13 protein-coding genes and 5 pseudogenes are annotated in these 20,778 nt (G+C 68.8%); 6 read left to right on the top strand and 12 right to left on the bottom strand.

Annotated elements, in window-relative coordinates; translation table 11 throughout:
• Positions 1-531: 531 nt before the first annotated feature.
• Complete coding sequence (locus tag ACFVYE_RS33100; protein WP_383977226.1) at positions 532-855, bottom strand: hypothetical protein; 324 nt, start codon at positions 853-855, stop codon at positions 532-534.
• 149 nt (positions 856-1,004) lie between these two features.
• On the bottom strand, positions 1,005-4,208 hold the full coding sequence (locus tag ACFVYE_RS33095; RefSeq protein ID WP_389608022.1) for a glycoside hydrolase N-terminal domain-containing protein: 3,204 nt from the start codon (positions 4,206-4,208) through the stop codon (positions 1,005-1,007).
• 301 nt (positions 4,209-4,509) lie between these two features.
• Here ACFVYE_RS33095 and ACFVYE_RS33090 point away from each other — a divergent pair, with 301 nt between their 5' ends.
• The gene (locus ACFVYE_RS33090; protein WP_383977221.1) at positions 4,510-4,644 is read left to right on the top strand and encodes a hypothetical protein; all 135 of its coding nucleotides are present in this window, start codon (positions 4,510-4,512) and stop codon (positions 4,642-4,644) included.
• 257 nt (positions 4,645-4,901) lie between these two features.
• On the opposite strand, the pseudogene ACFVYE_RS33085 reads toward ACFVYE_RS33090, so the two are convergent.
• Positions 4,902-5,204: pseudogene (locus ACFVYE_RS33085) on the bottom strand (hypothetical protein); the annotation flags it as partial.
• 126 nt (positions 5,205-5,330) lie between these two features.
• On the opposite strand from ACFVYE_RS33085, the pseudogene ACFVYE_RS33080 reads away from it, so the two are divergent.
• Positions 5,331-6,535 (top strand): annotated as a pseudogene (locus ACFVYE_RS33080) (IS256 family transposase).
• Positions 6,536-6,757: 222 nt separating this feature from the next.
• On the opposite strand, the gene ACFVYE_RS33075 reads toward ACFVYE_RS33080, so the two are convergent.
• Positions 6,758-6,925, bottom strand: coding sequence for a hypothetical protein (locus tag ACFVYE_RS33075; protein ID WP_383977215.1), 168 nt, complete (start codon positions 6,923-6,925; stop codon positions 6,758-6,760).
• A gap of 122 nt (positions 6,926-7,047) precedes the next feature.
• On the opposite strand from ACFVYE_RS33075, the pseudogene ACFVYE_RS33070 reads away from it, so the two are divergent.
• Positions 7,048-7,266 (top strand): annotated as a pseudogene (locus ACFVYE_RS33070) (hypothetical protein); the annotation flags it as partial.
• Positions 7,267-7,662: 396 nt separating this feature from the next.
• Positions 7,663-9,696: a glycoside hydrolase domain-containing protein gene (locus tag ACFVYE_RS33065; protein WP_389608021.1), complete on the top strand. Its 2,034-nt coding sequence runs from the start codon at positions 7,663-7,665 to the stop codon at positions 9,694-9,696.
• Positions 9,697-10,120: 424 nt separating this feature from the next.
• Here ACFVYE_RS33065 and ACFVYE_RS33060 read toward each other — a convergent pair whose 3' ends face one another.
• The 4 genes from ACFVYE_RS33060 to ACFVYE_RS33045 form a co-directional block, all read right to left on the bottom strand.
• Entirely contained in the window at positions 10,121-10,939 is an 819-nt protein-coding gene (locus ACFVYE_RS33060) for a DUF2690 domain-containing protein (protein ID WP_383979702.1), read from the bottom strand.
• A gap of 91 nt (positions 10,940-11,030) precedes the next feature.
• On the bottom strand, positions 11,031-12,041 hold the full coding sequence (locus ACFVYE_RS33055; RefSeq protein WP_383979704.1) for a teichoic acid biosynthesis protein C: 1,011 nt from the start codon (positions 12,039-12,041) through the stop codon (positions 11,031-11,033).
• Between the two features lie 78 nt (positions 12,042-12,119).
• On the bottom strand, positions 12,120-12,551 hold the full coding sequence (locus ACFVYE_RS33050; protein WP_383977650.1) for an SH3 domain-containing protein: 432 nt from the start codon (positions 12,549-12,551) through the stop codon (positions 12,120-12,122).
• 141 nt (positions 12,552-12,692) lie between these two features.
• Positions 12,693-13,058: a hypothetical protein gene (locus tag ACFVYE_RS33045; RefSeq protein ID WP_383977653.1), complete on the bottom strand. Its 366-nt coding sequence runs from the start codon at positions 13,056-13,058 to the stop codon at positions 12,693-12,695.
• Positions 13,059-13,660: 602 nt separating this feature from the next.
• On the opposite strand from ACFVYE_RS33045, the gene ACFVYE_RS33040 reads away from it, so the two are divergent.
• Positions 13,661-13,900 (top strand): hypothetical protein, encoded by a 240-nt coding sequence (locus ACFVYE_RS33040; RefSeq protein WP_383977655.1) that lies wholly within the window; start codon positions 13,661-13,663, stop codon positions 13,898-13,900.
• Positions 13,901-14,170: 270 nt separating this feature from the next.
• Here ACFVYE_RS33040 and ACFVYE_RS33035 read toward each other — a convergent pair whose 3' ends face one another.
• The 3 genes and pseudogenes from ACFVYE_RS33035 to ACFVYE_RS33025 all read right to left on the bottom strand — a co-directional run.
• Positions 14,171-16,282, bottom strand: coding sequence for an acyltransferase family protein (locus tag ACFVYE_RS33035; RefSeq protein ID WP_383977658.1), 2,112 nt, complete (start codon positions 16,280-16,282; stop codon positions 14,171-14,173).
• A 542-nt stretch (positions 16,283-16,824) separates the two neighbouring features.
• A complete protein-coding gene (locus tag ACFVYE_RS33030) occupies positions 16,825-17,133 on the bottom strand; it encodes a hypothetical protein (protein ID WP_383977660.1) in 309 nt (102 codons plus the stop codon).
• A pseudogene (locus tag ACFVYE_RS33025) lies at positions 17,130-17,578 on the bottom strand (transposase); the annotation flags it as partial. The pseudogene ACFVYE_RS33025 and the gene ACFVYE_RS33030, both read right to left, overlap by 4 nt.
• A gap of 275 nt (positions 17,579-17,853) precedes the next feature.
• Here ACFVYE_RS33025 and ACFVYE_RS33020 point away from each other — a divergent pair.
• Positions 17,854-18,599 (top strand): annotated as a pseudogene (locus ACFVYE_RS33020) (endonuclease/exonuclease/phosphatase family protein); the annotation flags it as partial.
• A gap of 728 nt (positions 18,600-19,327) precedes the next feature.
• On the opposite strand, the gene ACFVYE_RS33015 reads toward ACFVYE_RS33020, so the two are convergent.
• Positions 19,328-20,632 (bottom strand): hypothetical protein, encoded by a 1,305-nt coding sequence (locus ACFVYE_RS33015; protein ID WP_389608020.1) that lies wholly within the window; start codon positions 20,630-20,632, stop codon positions 19,328-19,330.
• Positions 20,633-20,778: the final 146 nt, after the last annotated feature.

Genomic DNA, 20,778 nt, shown 5'->3' with positions numbered 1-20,778 from the left:
GGTTCCCGGAACGAGCGGAGGAGGATGCGAGTTGATGAATTCGTTGATCAGACGGTTGTCCAGAAACGGTGGGTATAGCTCGACGATCCACTGCCGGACCCATGTGCACGGTCAGAGTTGGGCGGTGCCGAGGGGTGGGGGTGCCCGCAGCGGGCGCAGTGATTGAGGGTCAGGGCAGAGGGGCTTAACGGCCATGGAAGGCCCTTCGGCGGATGAGGGTGGCGCTCTGGAGGGCGCAGGTGCCGGTTGGCCCGGCCTGCCGATCACGAGGTGAGGCCGAGTGTGGGCGGGGCGGTTGAGGCAGCAGCTCGGCAGGCGACAGGAGCGAGCAGGGCGGCAACAGCCGAGGCAGTCACCATGCGGGCACGCAGCCGCGTCTTCGGTGAGCTGGTGTTGTTGGTTGTTCCGGTGTCATGGCGGCGCCTTTGGGCTCGGGGTGAGAGAGGAGAGGGGGAGGTGGGGACTGCCGGGCACATCGAGGTCTGGGCTGTTCGTCCCCACTGACACCGGGGCGGAGTTTCCGGCCCGGTGTCAGTGGGGACGTTCGCCGGTGCGGCGCTGCTGGATGGTGACGGCGGTGACGAGGAGGGCTCCTTGGGCGACGTTCTGCCAGTAGGTGTTGATGCCTTCGACGGTGAGGCCGTTCTCGAGGCAGCCGAGGAGGGCGACGGCGAGCAGGGTGCCGCCGACGCCGCCTTTGCCGCCCTTGACGGCGGCGCTGCCGAGCGCGGCGGCGGTGATGGCCTTGAGTTCGAGGCCTTCGCTGCCGGAGACAGGCTGGCCGCCCAGCACGATCAGCCTCGGGTTGAGGTTGTCGGCGAGGAATGCGAGTCCGGGCACGAGGTTGTCGGCCATATGGCCGAGGGCGTGCAAGGTGCGCGCATTTCCTACCGGCCGACAGGATCCTGTGCAGAGACCGGCCATGCCGACGACCGGTGCCGCTCCGCCTCGGGCGGCGGACGACCGTCGGCCTCGCTGCTGCGGCAGCGAGCCGGTGTCCGCCGTCAGGGCTTGATCGGCTTCACCTTCCTGTCGACGCCGTTCACCCGCACGGTGACATTCCTCCGGTTCCGAGCCCGGTCGGCCACGATTTTGTAGGACGTGACCTTCCCGTTTCGCCACTCACAGCTGACCTCGTAACCGCCACGGGCGCGGAGCCCGGTGAAGGAACCCTCGGCCTTCCATTCGTCCGGCAGGGCGGGCAGCAGGTGGATGACGCCGTCGTGGCTCTGCAGGAGCATCTCCGCCACGGCGCCCGAGATGCCGAAGTTGCCGTCCATCTGGAAAGGCGGGTGGTTGCAGAACATATTGGGCAGCGTGTTGTAGGTCAGTAGTCCGCGCAGCATGATCTGGGCGCGATGCCCGTCACCGAGGCGAGCGAAGAGGGCCGCCCGCCAGGGCCAGGTCCACGAGCGGCGGCTGTCGCCCGACACCGTCGCGGCCGTGAACGGGACGCCTTCCTTCTCGCCGCACCGTGCCTTGAGCGAGACGAGGGCGGCGGCCGCGAAGGCGGGCGTCTTCGGGGTGATCTGTCGGCCCGGGTAGACCGCGAAGAGGTGCGAGGTGTGGCGGTGGATGTCGTTCGGGTCGTCCCGGTCGGTCTGCCACTCCTGCAACTGCCCCCAGTGGCCAATCTTGTTGGGCGCGAGCCGCTTCTGCATGTCGGCGACGGTGGCCCGGTACTCGGGGTCGACGTCGAGCACCGCCGCACAGTCGAGGTAGTTCCGGAAGAGGTCCCAGATGATCTGCTGGTCGTACATCACGCCGTCTTCATGCGGGCCGTGCTCGGGCGACCATCCATTGGGGGACACGAGCTGGCCGGCCGCGTTCTCGACGAGCCGGTCTTCCCAGAACTGGCAGATCTCCTTGATCATCGGGTAGGCGACGTCGCGCAGGTACGTGAGGTCCTGGGTGAAGGCCCAGTGCTCGTACAGGTGTTGCGCGTACCAGGCGCTGGCGACGGTGTTCCACTCCCACGCGTTGCCGCCGAAGATGCTCTGGCTGGTGCGGGCGGTCCAGCCGCGTGTGTCCTTGCCGAAGGCATTGCGGGTCGCCACGCGGCTGGGCACCGCCACCTGTTCGATGAACCGGACGAGTGCGTCGTGGCACTCCGACAGGTTCGTCGTTTCGGCTCCCCAGTAGTTCATCTGGACATTGATGTTGGTGTGGTAGTCGGAGGCCCACGCCGGCTGGTTGCTGTCGTTCCAGAGGCCCTGGAGATTGGCGGGCAGGCCGTTCGGGCGGGAGGAACTGATCAGCAGGTATCGGCTGTAGTCGAACATCGTCTGCTCGAGTGTCGGGTCCTCCCCGCCCGCCGCGTAACGCGCCAGCCGGGCGTCGGTCGGCAGAGCGACGGCGGCGGCGTCGGAGGTGCCCCAGGCGACCGAGACGCGGTTCATGAGGGCGCGTATCTCGGTGGTGTGCTCGTCGCGCAGCTGGCCGTAGGACCGGGCGGCCGCCTTGTCGAGTGCCCTGACGACGACCGGTTCCGGATCGGCTCCGCGCCATCCGGCTGCGGCGTCGAGCTTGTAGTCGGTGCGGGCGTCGAGGAGCAGCGTCAGGGTCGTGCAGCCGCTGAACCGGAGCACCGACCCGTCGGCGCGCAAATCGCCGTCGGTGTGTACGGCCTGGACGGTGCACGCGTGCTTGAGGCCGTTGCCCATGACACCGCTGAAGGCGATCCGCCGGGCGTCGGCGTCGACGGTCGTCGGGGCCTTGTCCTGTCCGGACGTCAGCGAGATCGCTCCGGAGAGTCCCCGGGCGCTGTCCGACGTGTACCGGAAGACCATGACGTCCGCGGACCGGCTGGCGAAAGCCTCCCGCACGACGCGCCGTCCGGGCGCGCCGAAGCGGGTGACGTGGACACCCTCGACGAAGTCGAGGGTGCGCTGGTAGTCGACGACCGTGGGCTGCGTGCGCGTGTTGAAGCCCGTGCCTTCCAGCGCGATCTCCCCGATCTGGAAGCCGGTGGAGGACGCGCCGGGGGTCAGGGTGAGCCGGTAGATGCGGTAGGCCGTGCTGTTGGTGATCCGGAAGGTCCGGGTCTCGCCGCGGCTGGTGAAGGGCGCCCCGGGGTTCTGCGTGTCGAGGGTCACCCAGGCACGCCCGTCCTGCGACGCCTCGAGCGCCCATCGCCGGGGGTCGTCCTGCGGACGGTCCGGGGCCGCCGTCAGCGCGTACGAGGTGACGACGACCGCGCGGAGCAGGTCGGCCTGCCAGATGACCGCCGGTGCGGCGGCGTCGACCCGCCAGACCGTGGCCGGATCGCCGTCCACCGAACTCGAAATGTCTCTGGCCCGGGACCTGGTCCCGGCACCGGATCCCTCGGAGTGCCCGCTCGGCGACGACAGGTACATCGAACCGCCCCCGCCGAGGTCGACGCCGGACAGACCGATCTCGCTCACCTGAAAGTGGCTGACTCCTGTCTTGGGGACGAAGTCGAACCGGTAGAAGCGGTAGGCCGCAGTGTCGGTACAGACGAATTCCTTGGTCTGGGAACGGTTCTCGAAGGGCGTCGCCAGAGTGCGGCTGTCCAGCGTGGTCCAGGTGGCGCCGTCGGCGGAACCGCGGAACGTCCACTCCTGCGGGTCGCGCTGCGGCACGTCGTTGGCACTCGTCAGGCGGTAGGACGCGACCTCGACGGGGGCGGGGAGCTCGACCTGCCACTGCACCTTCGAGCCGGGCGCCTCGATGCACCACTTGGTGCTGGAGTTACCGTCATATGTCTTGTCGACGCCCTCCGTCGAGGAGGTGCTGTACGGTCCACCCGGTGCTGTGACCTTCGAACCGGAAGCGAAGGTGACGACGACGTCACCGAAGTTCCGGTACGAGCCGAAGCCGGTCATGCCGATGTCGAAATCGCTGTCCGGCTTGCCCGCGAGGGCGTTGTCGTAGTTGTTGACACCGCCCCACAGACTCTGCTCGTTGATCTGGATGCGCTCCTCGTAGGGATCGGCGAAGAGCATGGCACCGAGCCGGCCGTTGCCGATCGGCAGGGCCTGCGACTGCCAGTCCATGGCGGGAACGGAATATTTCAGCGCCTTGCGCGACAGGGTCGGCCACTGGACGGCCGCCGCCCCGCCGGTCCCTGCGGCGACGGCCTGTCCCGCAGGGGTTCCGCCGGTCAGCTGAGCGATCAGAGGTGCAAGGGCGAGGGCACCGCCGAACTTGAGGACGCTTCGTCGCTGCGGTTGGGATTCATTGATCACGGTGAGGTCTCCTGGGCTATTCATCGGCTCTTTCACGGAGGGGGTGACGTGAACATTGGCATTCATCAAGAGTGTTGGACATCTTTGCCGGAGAATAGATCGGACGTCTAGGGGCGTGCGCCACTGAATCACCTGGCACCGTCCGTCGCCTGCCGCGGCGGCATGACGGGCCATGTTGCGTTCTTTGTACCGCTCTTCATCGAAGCCGGGTGGCCGTCCGCCACGTGAGCCTTTGAGCAGGCGCGCGGCCGGAGCGAAGGGGCCCCGGGTATGCCGGGCGGAGGTGCCGGCGGGGCCGCCCATGCCGCTGGAGGCGGAGATTGCGACCCCGCGCAAGAAGGTCCGCGAGTTGGTCGAGGAACGCGAGATCCTGCGGAAGGCGGCGAGGTATTTCGCCGGGGATTGTGTCCTGAACACGAAGGGGAGTTGGCTGTAGGTCACTCTCCCGCGCCGAAACGGGCCTTTGACTACGCCTCCTCCAAGGCGGTGCTCGTTCCGCTGACCGGCTCCCTCCGGGGCTTCGCCGAGCACGAAGACATCAGGTGCGTCGACCGCATCCACCTGTGACAACCTGCGCCACCACGGCAGTCGGGCTTGCGACGAGGACGCCCGAGCACCCGAATGGCGAGGCCACCTCAAGGAGGGGTGACCCCGCCACACGCGCCGCTCGTGCTTCGCACACCCGCGGCCTGCTCAGGTCCGTACGCGGAACGACATGGCTCGGCCCGGCGGACCGTCGGAGGCCGCCGTCGGTACTTCCCCATCGCGGGCGTCAGCCCTCAAGTTTCCGGCACAGAAGGGCGTCCGGGATCTTTCCCTTGGCCCAGGCGCCGGTGAAGGCGACACCCGCCACATACTCATCGGATGCGCGGGCCGGCGGATGTTGGCCATCAGCATGTCGGCGGTGAGAACGCTTCCGGGGATCGCGGCAGCGGCCATGAGACGGGCCGCGGCGGCGGGCTCGGTCTCGGGCGGGATCACGAGCAGGTCCCAGCGGCGGGAGTGTCTAATCAACGGCGGATCTGTTGATCACGGAGACGCCAAGTGAGTGAGATGACGATCGAGCACGAGTCCGTGGCTGAGCCGGTCGGTGCGGCCACGTCGGACGAGCAGTTGATCGCGATGCTGGTCGACCGGGCGTGGAGCGAGGGCCTGCAGCTGACCGGCGAGGGCGGGCTGTTGCAACAGCTGACCAAGCGGGTTCTGGAGTCCGCCCTGGAGGGCGAGATCACCGATCACCTCGGCTATGAGAGGCACGAGGCGGCCGGGAAAACAGCGGCAACAGCCGTAACGGCACCCGGGCGAAGACCGTGCTGACCGACGTCGGTCCGGTCGAGGTCAAGGTGCCCCGGGACGTGGCCGGCACCTTCGAGCCGCAGATAGTCAAGAAGCGGCAGCGGCGGCTGTCCGGGGTGGACGAGATGGTGTTGTCTCTGTCCGCGAAAGGGCTGACGCACGGGGAGATCTCCGCGCATCTGGCCGAGGTCTACGGCGCCGAGGTGTCCAAGCAGACCATCTCCACGATCACCGACAAGGTGATGGAGGGGATGGCCGAGTGGGCCAACCGGCCTCTGGACCGCGTCTATCCGGTCCTGTTCGTGGATGCCATCAACGTCAAGATCAGGGACGGGCAGGTCGCGAACCGGCCGGTCTACGTCGTCATGGCCGTCACGACCGAGGGGCACCGCGACATCCTCGGAATCTGGGCCGACGACGGCGGCGAGGGTGCGAAGTACTGGCTGCATGTGTTCACCGAGCTGAAGAACCGCGGCCTGGACGACGTGCTGATGCTGGTCTGCGACGGGCTCAAGGGTCTGCCGGAGGCGGTCGAGGCGGTCTGGCCCCGCACGATCGTGCAAACCTGCGTGGTCCACCTCCTGCGCAACAGCTTCCGTTGCGCGGCACGCCAGGACTGGGACAAGATCGCCAAGGCGCTCAAGCCCGTCTGCACCGCACCGAACGAGGACGCGGCAGCGGAACGCTTCGGAGAGTTCCAGGACGCCTGGGGCAAGAAGTACCCGGCGATCATCAAGCTGTGGGAGAACGCCTGGGCCGAGTTCGTGCCCTTCCTCTCCTTCGATGTCGAGATCTGCAAGGTCATCTGCTCGACGAACGCGATCGAGAGCGTGAACGCCCGCATACGCAAGGCCGTCCGCGCCCGCGGGCACTTCCCCAACGAGGCCGCCGCCATGAAGTGCGTCTACATGGCGCTGATGAGCCTCGATCCGACCGGCAAGGGCCGCAAGAGGTGGACCATGCGCTGGAAGGCGCCCCTGAACGCGTTCCAGATCGCCTTCGAGGGCCGGCTCACCCCGGCCAGCAACTGAACCTCAACAACCAAGATCAGCCGTTAAATTGACACACCCCACGAAACGGGACAAACGCATATCAAAGCACTAAGTTACCGGTATTGATGTTAACCTCGCCGTTTCGGTTGGGTTGAAGCGGCGTCGCTGATTACCAACTGTGGGGTGGTCGAGGCGATTTTGTTGCCTGGGCATGGCGGAGTCCCCGGGGTCCTTCGGCGTGGGTGGGTGGAGGGCGGCCGGTCAGCCAACTGGTCGGGGCAGTGCGGCGAGGCGGTGGAGGGCCGTGGCCAGTTCGTGTCTCCAGGGCCAGGTCGCCGAGATCCGTAGGCGGAGACGGCGTCCGCCGCGGGTGAGGCGGGCGGCGACGTGCAGCAGCTGGTAGCGGAGTAGGGCCTCGTCAAGGCGCACATGGAGACGCTGCTGGGCCCCTTCACCCACGGAGTTGAGGGCGTGGAGGTATCGCTTGGGTTCGGCGGCCAGAAGGCTGCGTTCGTCCCGGCAGGACGCCCGACGGCAAGACCCTCGCCACCGGCAGTAACGACGGCACAGTGCGGCTGTGGGATACGACCTCTGCCGGGTCCTCGACGCTGCGGGACACGCTCACCGGCCACACCGATCGGGTGGCCTCGGTGACGTTCGGCCCGATCGAGGGATGCGCGGACAACAGTGAACCTGGCTGTCGGTTACGGAGATCGGTTCCACGGCTGAAACAGCATCAGCAACACCTTTGTCGTCGACTTCACGGGTGACGGTGGGGGTGACCTCGGCGGTGTCGAGACGTCGATCGGAACGCTTTACCTGTACAAGGGTCATGGCGGCGGCGCCATCGATGGCGTTCCTCCCGTACGGAGATCAGTTCCGGTGGCTTGGTACGGGGTCTCGGACCACGTCGGCGGTGACTTCACCGGTGTCGGTACGGGTGACCTGGCAGCCGTCGAGTCCCAGCCGGGCACCACCGGAAAACCCCCTACCTCCACAAGGTCGACGGCACGGGTGGCCTCAACGCCCGCATCGAGATCGGCACCTGCGTCCGGTGGCACCCCATCAGGCGGGTCCGAGTTCACTGCGGCCCTGCCTGCCTCTGTGCGCTCCCGCACCCCGACCGCGCTGGCCGTGCCGCATCGGCCCAACTCCGGGAAGAGAGAATGAAGATCCGACATCTGCGCCGTTCAGCCTCTGCCTTCATTGCCGCCATCGGACTGACCGCCATGTTCCAGCACTCCGCTACCGCCTTGGCGGCGGAACGGCTCACCCACGTCGAGTACTGGGGACTCTCCATCGACGTTCCGGCCGGGTGGAGGCTGGTGGACCTGGAGAGGGATCCGAACGCCTGCGTACGACTCGATCAGCACACCGTGTACCTGGGGCATCCGGGAGCCGAGCAGTTCTGCCCCAGCCACCTGATCGCGGCGAAGACCGAAGCGATTGTGCTGGAGCCGTTCACCGGAGCTGCGCCCCGAGAGGATGTGCCCACCGTCAAAGTCCCGGTGGGTTCCCCCGCTCCCAGTGCCCTCCCGGCCGGCGACTCCCGCGAAGTACGGCTGGCCTTCGAGGGCGCCGGCGTCTATGCAACGGTCAGTCACGGCTCTTCGACGGCAGCGATCGAGCAGATCCTGGCCTCCGTCACCACTGGCAGCACGGCCGAACCGCAGACGGTTCCGGCGCCCCGGGCCCCGGCTTTCGCGGCCGCCGCTTCCGCGGTCCCGAGCACCGGCTACACCGGCAAAGCCTTCGATGCCTGCTCGGCACCCTCCTCGGCCGCCATGGCGGACTGGGCGTCCTCGCCCTACAGAGGGGTGGGCATCTACATGGGCGGTCCGAGCCGGGCCTGCTCCCAGCCGAACCTCACCGCTTCTTGGGTGGCCGAGCAGAGCAGCCGTGGCTGGCATCTGCTCCCCATCTACGCGGGGCTCCAAGCGGGAAGCATCTCCTCATCGAGCGCGGCCAGCCAGGGCCGGTCGGCCGCCGATGCGGCGGTCGATCTGGCACAAGGGCTCGGATTTGTCCCCGGCACGGTGCTTTACACCGATATGGAGGCGTACTCCTCGGGGTACCGCACCAACGTCCTCAACTTTCTCTCCGGCTGGTCCGCCCGTTTGCACGAACTGCGCTACCGGTCGGGCGTGTACAGCTCCTCCTCCAGTGGCATCAAGGACCTCGCCTCCGTCTACTCATCCACGACGCTGGAGCGTCCGGACGTGGTCTGGTCCGGCAACTGGAACGGTGAAGCCAACACCGCCGACGTGAACATCCCCGCCGGGTACTGGTCCGACCACCAGCGTGTTCACCAGTACGCGGGCAATGTCACCGAGTCGTACAGCGGGACGACGGTCAACATCGACCGGGACTACGTCGACGTCGGCGCGGCTGTGCCCATGGGCGACCCGGGTATGACAAATCTGACGGCCGGTGACTTCAATGGGGACGGCAAGAAGGACCTGGTGGCCGTTCAGGTGGCGACGGGCAACTTGTGGTTGTACCCCGGTACGGGCACGGGAAGCCTGACCTCGCCGGTACTGTTCGGCACGGGTGGCTGGAACGGCATGGCGAATCTGGCCGTCGGTGACTTCACGGGTGACGGCAGGGACGATCTCGTCGGCACCGCGGTCGCGAGCGGAAAGCTTTACCTCTACCCCGGTACCGGTAGCGGGCTGGGCAGTCGTAAGGAGATCGGTTCCGGCGGCTGGAACGGGATCAGCAACATCTTCGTCGGTGACTTCACGGGTGACGGCAGGGATGACCTCGGCGGTGTCGAGACGTCGACCGGGAAGCTCTACCTCTACCGGGGGCACGGTGACGGCACCATCGATGGCGGGTCCTCCCGGACGGAGATCGGTTCCCGTGGCTGGAACGGCATGGACAAGATCGTCAGTCCTGGTGACATGAACAAGGACGGCAGGGACGACATCGTCGCCACCGAGAAGTCCACCGGGAAGCTCTATCTCTACCGGGGGCACGGTAACGGCACCATCGATGGCGGGTCCTCCCGGACGGAGATCGGCTCCCGTGGCTGGAACGGCATCTCGGACTACGCCGGCGGTGACTTCACCGGTGACGGTACGGGTGACCTGGTAGCCGTCGCGTCCCAGCCGGGCGCAACCGGGAAGCTCTACTTCTACAAGGGCAACGGCAGGGACGGCCTCAACACCCGCGTCGAACTCAGCTCCGGCGGCTGGTGAGGAACCAGACTCTCGACGACGGCAACCAGGGGGCGACCCCGGGACCCGGCAGCGCCGGACCGGCTGTCGGTCCGGCGCTGCTGTGCGCTCTGTGGCCCAGTTTGCCGCTCCCTGCAGGCGGCCAGATACCCGCTGGAGGCGACACGTGGGAGACCAGGGCCGCGGTGCCGGGCCAAGCAGGAGCAGACGCTGCGCCAGAACACCAGCGACGTGGTCGGCGGGCTCGCCGGTGGGTTGCCGGGGCCTCGTCATGGCCGGTCGGTCGTGGCAGGCGATCGTGATCCCGCCGGCGCACGGGCCGGGCGGCGGAGGGCGGCCTGTAGGGGACGTCGGCAGCAGCATTCACCCGCCGCATGCTCCGCCGTAGGGCTTCATGAAAGCTTCACGGGCCTGCCCGCACAAGGCACATGGGTGGAGGAGAGCGTCAGCGGGCCTCCGGCAGATCCGCGGAGAGGTGTACGGCCCCGGTGCAGGCCAGTCGGTCCGCCATCTCGACGCACGCCTCGGCCCCCTTCGGGCTGGTCGCGGGTAGCATCGGGCTGCTTTTGCCGTGTGTCACCCTGTCCCGGTGCGAGGCGAGCAGCTCGTCCGCTCCGGATCGGATCGAGACCTCTTGGGTGCCACCGCGCGCGTCCGTCTCCACCTCGGACCAGACGGTGGCGCAGGACGGGCTGAACCGGAGCCGTACGGCGTAGGCATCCTCAGTGATGGTGCTCTCAGTGCGGGCATCCCGGTTGCAGCGGGAGGAGCCCGGATACTGCCCCCGGCAGCTTTCCTTGCGGCAGGACGCCGCTTGCCGGTCCGGGCTGCCGCCCGACAGGGCCGGGGCACCCACGGCGCAGGCCACGGCGCCCAGCATGGCGGAGACAGCCAGCACGACGGCCGTCCGCAGCCGTCGCGCCCGGGCAGCCGCCGCTAGCGGCAGCCGCGGCGCAGAGGGCTGGGGCGCCGCGCTCAGCGGTCTGGTCTCGGCCCGGCAGGCGTTCTCCCACAGGGCGACCAGCGGCGCCATCTCAGTGTCCCCGAGTCGCCCCAGCGCCTCGACAGCGGTACGCGGCGGGAGCTTGACGCCGTTGAGATAACGGTGCCATGAGGACTTGCTGTGGGCGGTGTGTGTGGCCAGCGCGGCCAGGCTCAGCCCGGTCTGCTGTTTGAGGTCGCGCAGCCGCTCCACCAGCAGCAGCCCGTCGGGGCCGAGCGAGTCGGGCAGTTGCTGCCAGCGAGCCGTCGCTTGCTCCTTCATGCCGTTCCCAGTCCTTCTATCAGGCATCCGGTTCATTCCGGATCGCGTGATGTGTGCCCTGGGGGCAGGGCGGCCACACGCACGGCCGGAGTCATCGGGCGATCGGCTTGTAGTACAGAGAGAAGGTGCGGTCCGAGGGCGGGCCCTGGGTGAAGCCAAGGCACAGCCAGGGCCCGCCCCGGCGCAGCACAGCCAGGCCCTCCGGCTCGCGCGGGTAGAGCCCCCTCGCAGTGTGGTCCAGCACCTGCTGCACCACGCGGCCGGTACGCACGTCGATACGGAACAGACGGACGTCGCCGGCCGAGCCGGCGGGGTTGTCAGCGCCGTATCCGTGGCCGAGCAGCTGGTAGGCGTATGGGCCGTACAGCGCCATGCCCTGGAAGGGGAGACCCAGTTCGGTGCCGGGCTGAGCGAAGCCGGTGACTGGCCGGAAGTTCCCGGCCGCGAACTGTTTGAGCCCGTACACCCCGTAGCGCGGTATGCCGCCCACCTTGTACCGCAGCAGCAGCCGGTTGTGCGCCGGGTCGAGGGCCACCTGGTTATTCGTGGAGCCGGGGAGCGGGCGATGCGTGGCAATCCTGCGGCCGGCGCGGGTCAGCACCCGGCCCGCGGTGAAGGTGAAGCGGCAGATGCCGCGGCCGTAGCCGGAGGCCGGCTGTGCGTCCCACTCCGTCCACAGAGCGCCGGCGCGGCGGGCCGTGTCCTCCACGCCGAGGGCGCTGCCGTGGCCGAAGCCCAGCAGGTACATATCGCCGGTGAGCGCGCCGCCCATGGTGAGCCGGTTCAGGCACATGTCGCCGCGGGCCGTGCGCTCGGCATGGGTGTACGCGCGCGGCTCGCCCGGCAGCCGGACGCCGCCCTCCATGACCTGGAGCGCGTACATGTGGCCGTGCCGCTCGTCGAAGGCGAAGGACTGCAGCACCGTGGAGTGGTGCAGCCGTACACCCTGGACCCACGGCTTGCCCGCCGGCGCCAGGCTGGCCGGCTGAGCCTTCGGCTGGGCTTCTGCCCTGCCGGCGGGGAATGCGGTGGCCAGTGCGACCGCAGCTCCAAAGCCGAGGACGGCTCTGCGGCCCGGACTGGATGGAAGGGAAAGGGACAAGGGGGTCTCCTCGCTTGCTCGTGAGCTTCGTGGAACGGGCCCGCCCGCCCCGTGAGCGGGGCGGGCGGGCACAGCGGCTCAGCACCAGGGGATGGCGCTCACGTTGCGGACGTAGCGGGCGGAGACGTAGCCCTTCCTGTGGGAGAGCTTGTACCAGCGGTGGTTGCCGCGGACGTTGCGCCCGTACTTCTTGCAGGGGATGTGGACCGTGCTGCCGGGACGCAGCGAGCCGATGACCCGGTAGCCCGTGCCCGGGCCGGAGCGGATCCTGAGCGGCATGTGGCGGGTTACCACACGGCCCTGGACGTAGCCGGTGCTGGTAACGGGCCGGGTCGTGGAGTGGCTGGGCGCCCACAGCTGGGGCGGGGCCGTTCGTCGGTGGGGCATCTGCTGGTGAGGCGCCGTGTGCCGCTGCTGTGCGGCAGCGGTGTCGGCGGAAACGACTGCAGCGGGCAACACCGCGATCGCCGCAATCGTGGCCACGAGGCTGCGCTGGATCGTGCGATTCATGGACTCTCCTACGAGGGTGTCTTCAGGATCGGCTGAGCGAGACCCTGTGTCGCTCAGCGTTTCCTAGCCGTAGGACAAAGATTCCGTCCCACGCGTTTCCGGGAGAAAGTGGGACGTCCCACCCTAGGGAACGGTTGAGTCTCAGCCGCCGTCGCCCGGGAGACCAGCCCCACTTCCCGCCAGGCTGCGGATGAGGGCCCCGTCAGGGTGGGCGTTGGCCAGCTGGTCGATCTCGTCTTCCAGTGCCTTGAGGCGGGCCTTGCCAGCCGCCAGCTCGTCGGCGAGTTCGCGGATGAGTTCGGCGGTGCGCCGTTCGCCGGGAGGCGCGACGCGGTGGGCCTGTGCGGAGTTCACGGCGGCGTCCACCTGGGCCTGCGCCACGGTCTGCTTGCTGACGCCATGCCTGCCCAGGTAGCCAGCGATGCGGGTGGTTCCGGCGCGCCGGATCTCGCTCGCAGTGACGTAGCGGCCCGGCAGGATGAGTCCGGACTTCTTCGTGGGGTCCACGGCGCGTTCCGGGCCGGGGTGGATGCCCGTGAGCAGATCCCGCAGACACGAGGTCCGCGCTGTGGCGCCCTGCGGACGCAGTGGACTGTGCCGCTTGGGATTCGTAAGGAGGTAACGGAGTTGCTGCTGCCTGCAAGCTAGCCGCGGCGGTGTGGGAGTGGGGGCGGCCGGCCGGCAGCGTTGCTCTGGCCTCCGTCGACATAGTCGTCGTGGTGTACGTGATGCGCGGCGCGTTTCTCCTCCGGGACGGCTGTTTGCCGCGAATCGAAGAACCTGAACTGCGGGTCGCGGGGCGAGACCGGCATAGGCGACGAGATGGTCGGCGGTGGGGGAGTGCGCCGGCGTCGGACCGGGCTACGCGCAGCGTTCGTGGTCGGCCAGGACCGGGTCGATCGCATCGAGATGGATGGCGACTCGAACTCCCCTGCTGTGGTCGCTACTTGTGGCGAAAGCGTCACCTCTCGGTGAAGTACACCTGCGTCCGGGGGTGCTGGGTCCGGCCGGCACGTTTCTTACAGGCAACGACACCATCACGCCCTCGCAGCGTAGACAACGAGTGTCCAAGGTCCCGAGGAAGCTTCAGCCGCGACCTTCACGCGAGTGTGCCGGGAACCAGACTGGCAGGGGACATCACCTTCCTGCCCACCGCCGAGGGCTGGCTCTACCTCACCTGCCGGCTCGACCTGGCTACCCGCGAGGTTGGCGGCTGCGCCATCGCCGACCACCACCGCGCCTCCCTGGTCGTCGACGCGCCGCAGATGGCCCACGGCCGGGGTGGCCTGCGACCGGCAGCGAATACACGTCGGCCGAATTCGGGGATGAGATACGTGAGTTGGGAGTGATGCAGAGTTGCGGCCGCACCGGATCATGCTTCGACAACGCCGCCGCGGAGACTTTCTGGGCTCTACTCAAAGAAGAGATCGGCACCTGCGTCTGGCCAGACCCACCGCCCGTGCCGAGGTCTTCGCGTTCATCGAGACCTTCTACAACCGCCGTCGTCTACGCAAACACAAGGTCCACGGCTACCTCACCCCAGCCGAAACCCGACAACTACATGAACACGCCTTGGCGGCATAAAGATCGAGTGTCCGAGATCACGGGGAAACGTCAGTTCAGGGCGCACCTACGAGGCGGTCCAGCGATGGCGCCAGAACCGGGGCAAGCGCATCGGCGTACGCCTCCGAGAGGTGGCTGTCGTCGCGGTAGACGGCGGTGTCGGCGACGACTACGGGGCAGATTCCGGTGCGGGGGGCGCAGAGCCAGGGGGTGGGGTCGATGACTGTGGTGGCCGTTGTGGATGCGGCGGTGCGGAGGGCGGTACCGCGGGTCGCGTTGCGGGTCGTGTCCGGCAAGTTGTTCGCGCAGGTGCGTAGTTGCAGGGAGTTACTGGCGGCGCAGTCGATCGGGTCGCCCTTGGGCCATGGGGTGTCGAGCAGGGCGGCGACCCGGGCGCCGGAGGTACCCAGGTTGCGGAAGGTGTTCTCGAAGCCGGTGGTCCACTGGTGGAGGGGGTCGGTGGCGGGGCGGGCCGGATCTCCGGCGTCCGAGGAGGAGACTACGACCAGGTCGGGGCGCAGGGTCTTGATCCTTGCCATGGCGTTGGAGCGCCAGGTGTCGCAGGCGGTGTACGGCTTGTGACCGCTGACGATGGTCACGTCGGCGACCTTGCAGGAGGCCTTCGTCAGCGAGACCAGCTTCCAGCCGCGTGTGGTTGCGAGCCGTTGCAGGGCCGGGAACCACTGGGCCGCGTGGGAGTCGCCGAAAAGGACGACCGTACGGGAGGAAGTCCGGTCGCCGTAGACGCAGGGCCGGGTGCCGGTGGCGGCGTAGTCGACGTGGCAGCCGTCCCGGTAGACCGCGGAGCGGGAGGACCTCACCTTCGGCAGGGGCGGGGCGAGGTTGCTCGGCAGGGCGGTGGGGGACGACGCCAGGAGTTCGGTGAGACGCGCCTGCGGGGCCGGTGCGTCGGAGAGAGCCTTCGCCAGCGCGGGCGCGGGGTCGCCCACCTCGATCGTCGGCGGGACCGCCATAGCCGTCAGGGACAGCGCCGAGGCGCCAGCCGACAGCGCGGCCCCGAGAACCAGGACGCGGCGGGGGCGCCTGCGGAAGGCCCTGTGGAAGCGGACTGGGTTCTCGATGAGGCGCAGGGTCAGCCACGCCAGGCCCAGCGCCGCCGCGCACAGCCCGAGCGCGAGCGGCACGTCGGCCGTGCCGTCTGCGCGGCCCAGCGCCGCCGGGGCTATGACCAGCAGCGGCCAGTGCCACAGGTACCAGCCGTACGAGAGTCCGCCGAGCCACACCAGCGGTCGCCGCCGCAGCAGCCACCCCGCGCCGTGCGGGGTGGGCGCGCAGCCGCCGGTCAGGACGAGCACGGTACCGGCGACCGGCAGGAGTGCGTGGTAGCCGGGGAAGGGCGTCTCGTCGTCGTACCAGACCGCTGCCAGCGTGACGCAGGCCAGGCCGAGCCAGGTCAGCGGGGCCGCGAGGGCGGCGGGCAGCCGTTCCAGCCGGCCGGTGCCCAGCGCCAGGAGCGCGCCGACACCCAGTTCCCAGGCCCGGGTAAGGGAGCCGAAGTACGCCCAGGGAGCCGAGGAGTTCGTCATGAGGACGCCCGCCGCGAACGACCCCAGGCACAGTACCCCGAGCGCCACCGCGACCAGTCGGCGCCGACCGCGGGCGACCCGCCAGGTGAGCCGCAGGAGCAGCGGCCACACCAGGTAGAACTGCTCCTCCACGGCGAGCGACCAGAAGTGCTGGAACGGCGACGGCGGGCTGTTCTGGGCGAGATAGTCCGTACCGGCCGCCGCCAGCCGGAAGTTGACCGCGTACAGTGCGCTGGCGAGGGCGTCGCCCGCGTACTCGGCGAGCCGCGCCTTCGACAGGAACTGCCACGCCCCGGCCAGCGTGACGGTGATGACCAGGGACGACGCGGGAAGCAGCCGCAGTGCCCGGCGGGCGTAGAAGGAACGGACCGACACCCGGCCGGTGGTGGCGAGTTCGCGCAGCAGCAGCGACGTGATGAGGAAGCCGGAGATCACGAAGAAGACGTCGACACCGATGTAACCGCCGCTGACCTGAGACACGCCGGCGTGGGAGAGCACCACCAGTCCGACGGCCACCGCGCGCAGCCCCTGGATGTCGAGCCGCAGGGCGTGGCCTTTGGGCGGTGCGGATCTGTCGCTCGCCGGGGCGGTACATATCTCGGCGGACGTGATACTCGACATCAGGCGACTCCTCGGGGTGACTGACATGCTTCGGCTAAGAAGATCGGTCCGGCCGCCCCACGGGGTTCCGCTGTGGTCGCCCCAACTTCGCCTCAGCTGCGAAGGTTCAACCGTGTGAAACCATCGGTTCACCCCCATTCAGCCCTGTGACAAGAGACATCGAGCTCTTTGAGCGTTGCCACTCCAGGGTGAGGACCGCCGCAGTAATGGAGGACATTCGATTCGGGCTGCACCGGGCCCTGCGGAACTCCTTGTGGACTGGGCTCCCGCCCGGTCCGCCGTCGCCGACGGTGCCTCAGCCACTATGGTCCTCGCACCCGAGTCCGCAGTCCGGCCGTCCTGCTGACGGGTGGGTTCCTCGCCGTCGGACGCGCGGATATGGAGCAGGCCGGGCGGCGGCCCAGTCGCGTGGTGCGGCACGCCCCTCCCAAGGCTTCCAGTGGGCAGTCATTGCCATGCCGCGGGTGTCTGGCCTGTGAACTGGTCGACGCGCGGGCCGTGGACCAGTTGGAGGTCCTGCGCCTGCGCGAGTCGCAATGCCGCTATGCGGCCCGTCGGCGTTCGGTGAAGTCGGCGACACCGTCCACCTGGCGGTAGGGCTTGAACGCTGGTGCGAGTTCGCGGACCAGGGTCACACACCGCTCGGCGCCGATGCGGCTTGCGAGATCAAAGGATTCGGTGGTGGCGGCCAGGGCATGCTCGATGTCTTTGGACTGCGGCGATCCCTTGGCCTGGTGGGTCAGGAAGATCCCGCGTGTTCTGTCCCTTACTTTCGGCAGCGGGCTGAGGCCCTGCGACGAGGCACGGTACTTGGCACAAAGGCTAGCTAGGAGCGTCCGCCAGTAGGTCATCGGATGCGGGGGATTCGAGGGCGGGTGTCCCAGCGGTAGAGGGTCCAGGCGCGCCGGATCAGGCAGCGGACGGTGATGATCGCGCTGGCCAGGGCGATGAAGAACTCGATGGGAACCCTTCGTCGCCCGGTGCAGCGGCGGAGCTTGCCGAAGTTGTTCATCCAGGAGTTCGTACGCTCGACCACCCAGCGCCCACCGACCTGGATCGGGGTTTTCGCGCCACGTCCGGCGATCTCGCCGGTGATGCGCCTGACGCGGAGATCTTGGTGGACCATGCGGTAGTCGTAGCCAGCGTCCAGGCTCAAGCGCGGGCTCTCGGGCAGCGGCCCGAGAGCCGCTTGCAGACCGGTAAGGCGTCGAAGGTGGCGGACAGCAGCGTGTGATCGCGGGTGTTCGCTGGGGCGGGGTCGGTGACCAGAGGGATGCCGTATCCGTCCGTCAACTGCGGAGGGGTGTTCGTGATCCTGAATTTTGGTCCGTGACTGGTCCGGAAGCGCTGGTCGGGAGCGGGATGGGAGTGGGAGGAACTGGGAGTTACATCACAGTCCTGGCCCTGCTGCAATAGGGCCTAGCGAAAGGCGCCTGACGGGTAAAAGCCCAGTTCAGGCGCCTTCTCTTGTGCCTCTAGAAGAAGCCGAGCTTCTTCGCCGAGTGCGACACCAGAAGATTCTTCGTCTGCTGGTGGTACACGTCATGCATGTCGCTGACCAAGGTCATCTGGACACCGAGTCCGATGTCGTGGGCCTGCAGGAGGCCGGCGGCACCGCGGCCCAGAAACTCGCCGAGGCGCTCGGCTGGTACGACAGGTACGACCACCGGGCGGGCGAAAACGTCGGCATCATCAGCCGTCACCCGGTCACCGCTCGCCTCGGCGACCCCGCTGTCGGCTTCTACGGAGCGGCGGGCGTCCGCATTTGAATCGGCGGAGCGTACGAAGTGGACGTGTGGACCGTCCACCTCCACTGCACGCCGTACGGGCCCTACGAGTCCGCCTTCGACGGGCTCCCGCTGCCGAGCTGATCGCTCACGAGGAGATGCGGCTCGCGCAGATGCGGGACGCGCTGCGGTGGATCGCCGAGGCGTCCGACGCCACGACGCCCGTGGTGCTCGTCGGGGACTTCAACACCCCCTCCCATCTGGACCGGCCGGACGTCGCCTGGCCCGTGACGAAAGCCGCCGAGGAGGCCGGCCTGCGCGACTCCTACCGCGAGGCCCACCCGGACCCGATCGCCGACGCCGGCCACACATGGTCCCCCATCCATCCCGAACGCGAGGACGGCAGCGGCCGCCCCGAGCCACAGGACCGCATCGACTACGTCCTCCACAACGGTCGGGGCCTCGGAGCCCTCGACTCCCGCGCCGTCGTCACCGTCACTCCGTGCGCCTGGCTCGATGTCGCCGGCAACGACTGGCCGTCTGACCACGCGGCGGTGCTCACGACCTTCACCCTGGGCCGGCCGGGGTGACCCACGTCGTCCACCGTCACAGCTCGGCTGAAGCTCCTTTCTAAAGGCTCTCCCGTAGTCCCTGGCAGGCGCACGACGACGGCACGGAGAAGGACGAAAGCGGCGAGGCGTACGTCGTCGACCTGTGCAATCAGGTGCTTGGCGAAACGGCCCTGACGCAGCACAGGTTCGACTGGCTCCTGGGAGACCCGGGGGCGTGCGGGCGGCGCGCCAGGCTGCCCGTCGGCGCCTACTGGCCCGGTAGTCAACTCGTGATCGAATACCTTGAGTTGCAGCACGACCAGTCGATGCCGCACTTCGACAAGCCGGACAGGCTGACCATCAGCGGCGTCCACCGCGGCGAACAGCGGGCCCTGTACGACGCCCGACGCGACACCGAGATTCCCGCCCAGGGGTCCGCTCCGACACCGTCATCCGCCGCCACCAGATGCTGGTCACCTGCGCGTTCTGACCTGCGGGTTGGCCTGTCGGGGCCTGGGCGAGGAGGTGCGGGCAGGGCTGCCGGAGGCGAACGGGCTGCTGGCGGTGCGGATCCAGCGGGACAGCTGGCCGGGCTGGCGCGGCTACAGCGAGGGCGGTTGCACATGCGGCCGTCGGCGAGGCACGCCGAGCCGACGCCCGTGCCGACCCGGCCCGGTGTCCGCTCGTGGTGGCGTCGGCTGAACTCCCGATGGTGACCGACGCCGAGGACGGGCGCGTTGGCAGGCGCCGCCGCCTCTTGCTCAGGATCACGATGCCAGGACGCGGTCGGCGGCGATGGCTGATGCGACGGTGCCGCCGGTGACGACGGCCCAGGCGGCGATGACCGGGATGCGGGTGCTCCAGGTGCGCAGCGCGGGCGAGGCCGAGGCTCGGGCGAGGAACGCGTCGCGACCGCGCAGTACCACAAGGCCGACACCGGTAAGGGTCAGCGCCATGCCGACGCCGAACGCCACCACCATCGCGATCGCCGCACCGACCCGGCCGGTCAACAGTCCGCTGAGGAGGACGAGGAACGCCGACGGGGAGGGGAGCAGGCCGCCGGACGTGCCGAGCAGCAAGATGCCGCGCCAGGTGAGCAGAGACTTGGACGTCGGGTGGTGGCTGTGGCCGTGGCCGTGGTGGTGATCGTGGTCATGCCCGTGATCGTGGCCATGGTGGTGTCCATGGCTGTGACCGTGCTTCCGGTTGATCAGGTGGCGCCGTAGCAGGCCGATGCCCACGGCGACCACGACCAGGGCTGCGATCAGCTGAAGCCAGTTCGTCACCGCTGCGACGTCCGGTGCTTGCTGGGCGGCGAGCCACCAGCCCACGGCGAGTACGGCGACCGATGCGGTGTGCATGACGGCCACGATGGCGCCGAGCCACACCGCGTCCCGCGCTCTGCCCTGGCCGCCTACGAGGTATCCGGCGGCGAGCGACTTTCCGTGGCCGGGGGCGCAGGCGTGGAAGGCGCCCACGGCTGCCGAGATGAGAAGGGCCAGTGGCAGTACGACGCCGTGGTCCAGCAGTGCCGCAAGGTCTGTGGTCCACACGGTTGTCGGTGCCGTGGACGCGGTGGCGGCGGAGCCGGCTCCGCCGAGGGCGAGGGCATGGGTGGGGGCGCTTGCTGTGTGCAGGCCGCCGCCGCCCTTCTTTGTCACGGAGATCGTGCGATAGGCCGGGTTGACGTCGGTCAGTGCGGTGATGGTCAGGGCGACCGTGTCAACGGGTTCGGGGCAGCTGTAGTGGATGAGGGCGCCCTTGCCGGCGAGCCGCGCAGTGTCCACCGCCCCGAGCCGGCATGCGCGCCCGCCCTGGTGCACGGTGATGTGCGAGCCGAGGTAGGCCGCCTCATCCCCCTTGGCAGCCTTTTGCAGGACCTCAAGGTCGTTCTGCTGGGCCGACCACGTGATGTCGACGGTGCGGCCTTCGGCCTCGACCTGGGCGACCGGCGGTGTGCCGAAGGGATGCGCCTCGGCCGTGCCTGCGGCGCCGAGCACCGCCAGTGCGGCGGCCAGGCCGATCAGCACGAGACGGGCGACGTGGGTGCGGAGGGTGTGGAGGGTGTGCACAGTGGTGGTCCCGTCGGGAGTGGAACGCCGCGCGTTGCCTCCCCTGGCGGGGGGGGGCCCCCCCCGGCCGGGTGGGGGGGTGAGCCGTGGCCCCCGGGGGGGGGGGGGCCCGGGGGTTGAGAGGCGGCGGGGGGGTGGGGGGAGAA

Origin of the sequence: Streptomyces sp. NPDC058239 (genome assembly GCF_042882185.1) — a bacterium.
Lineage (GTDB): Bacteria > Actinomycetota > Actinomycetes > Streptomycetales > Streptomycetaceae > Streptomyces.
The sequence above is the reverse complement of the archived record's forward strand: the minus strand, read 5'-3'. Positions and strand labels throughout refer to the sequence as shown.

Bases quoted from the DNA above. Each gene is read 5' to 3' on its own strand.
- ACFVYE_RS33100 (WP_383977226.1), bottom strand. From the start codon at position 855: ATGGCCGACAACCTCGTGCCCGGACTCGCATTCCTCGCCGACAACCTC.
- ACFVYE_RS33090 (WP_383977221.1), top strand. From the start codon at position 4,510: ATGCCGCTGGAGGCGGAGATTGCGACCCCGCGCAAGAAGGTCCGCGAG.
- ACFVYE_RS33065 (WP_389608021.1), top strand. From the start codon at position 7,663: ATGAAGATCCGACATCTGCGCCGTTCAGCCTCTGCCTTCATTGCCGCC.
- ACFVYE_RS33060 (WP_383979702.1), bottom strand. From the start codon at position 10,939: ATGAAGGAGCAAGCGACGGCTCGCTGGCAGCAACTGCCCGACTCGCTC.
- ACFVYE_RS33050 (WP_383977650.1), bottom strand. From the start codon at position 12,551: ATGAATCGCACGATCCAGCGCAGCCTCGTGGCCACGATTGCGGCGATC.
- ACFVYE_RS33035 (WP_383977658.1), bottom strand. From the start codon at position 16,282: ATGTCGAGTATCACGTCCGCCGAGATATGTACCGCCCCGGCGAGCGAC.
- ACFVYE_RS33030 (WP_383977660.1), bottom strand. From the start codon at position 17,133: ATGACCTACTGGCGGACGCTCCTAGCTAGCCTTTGTGCCAAGTACCGT.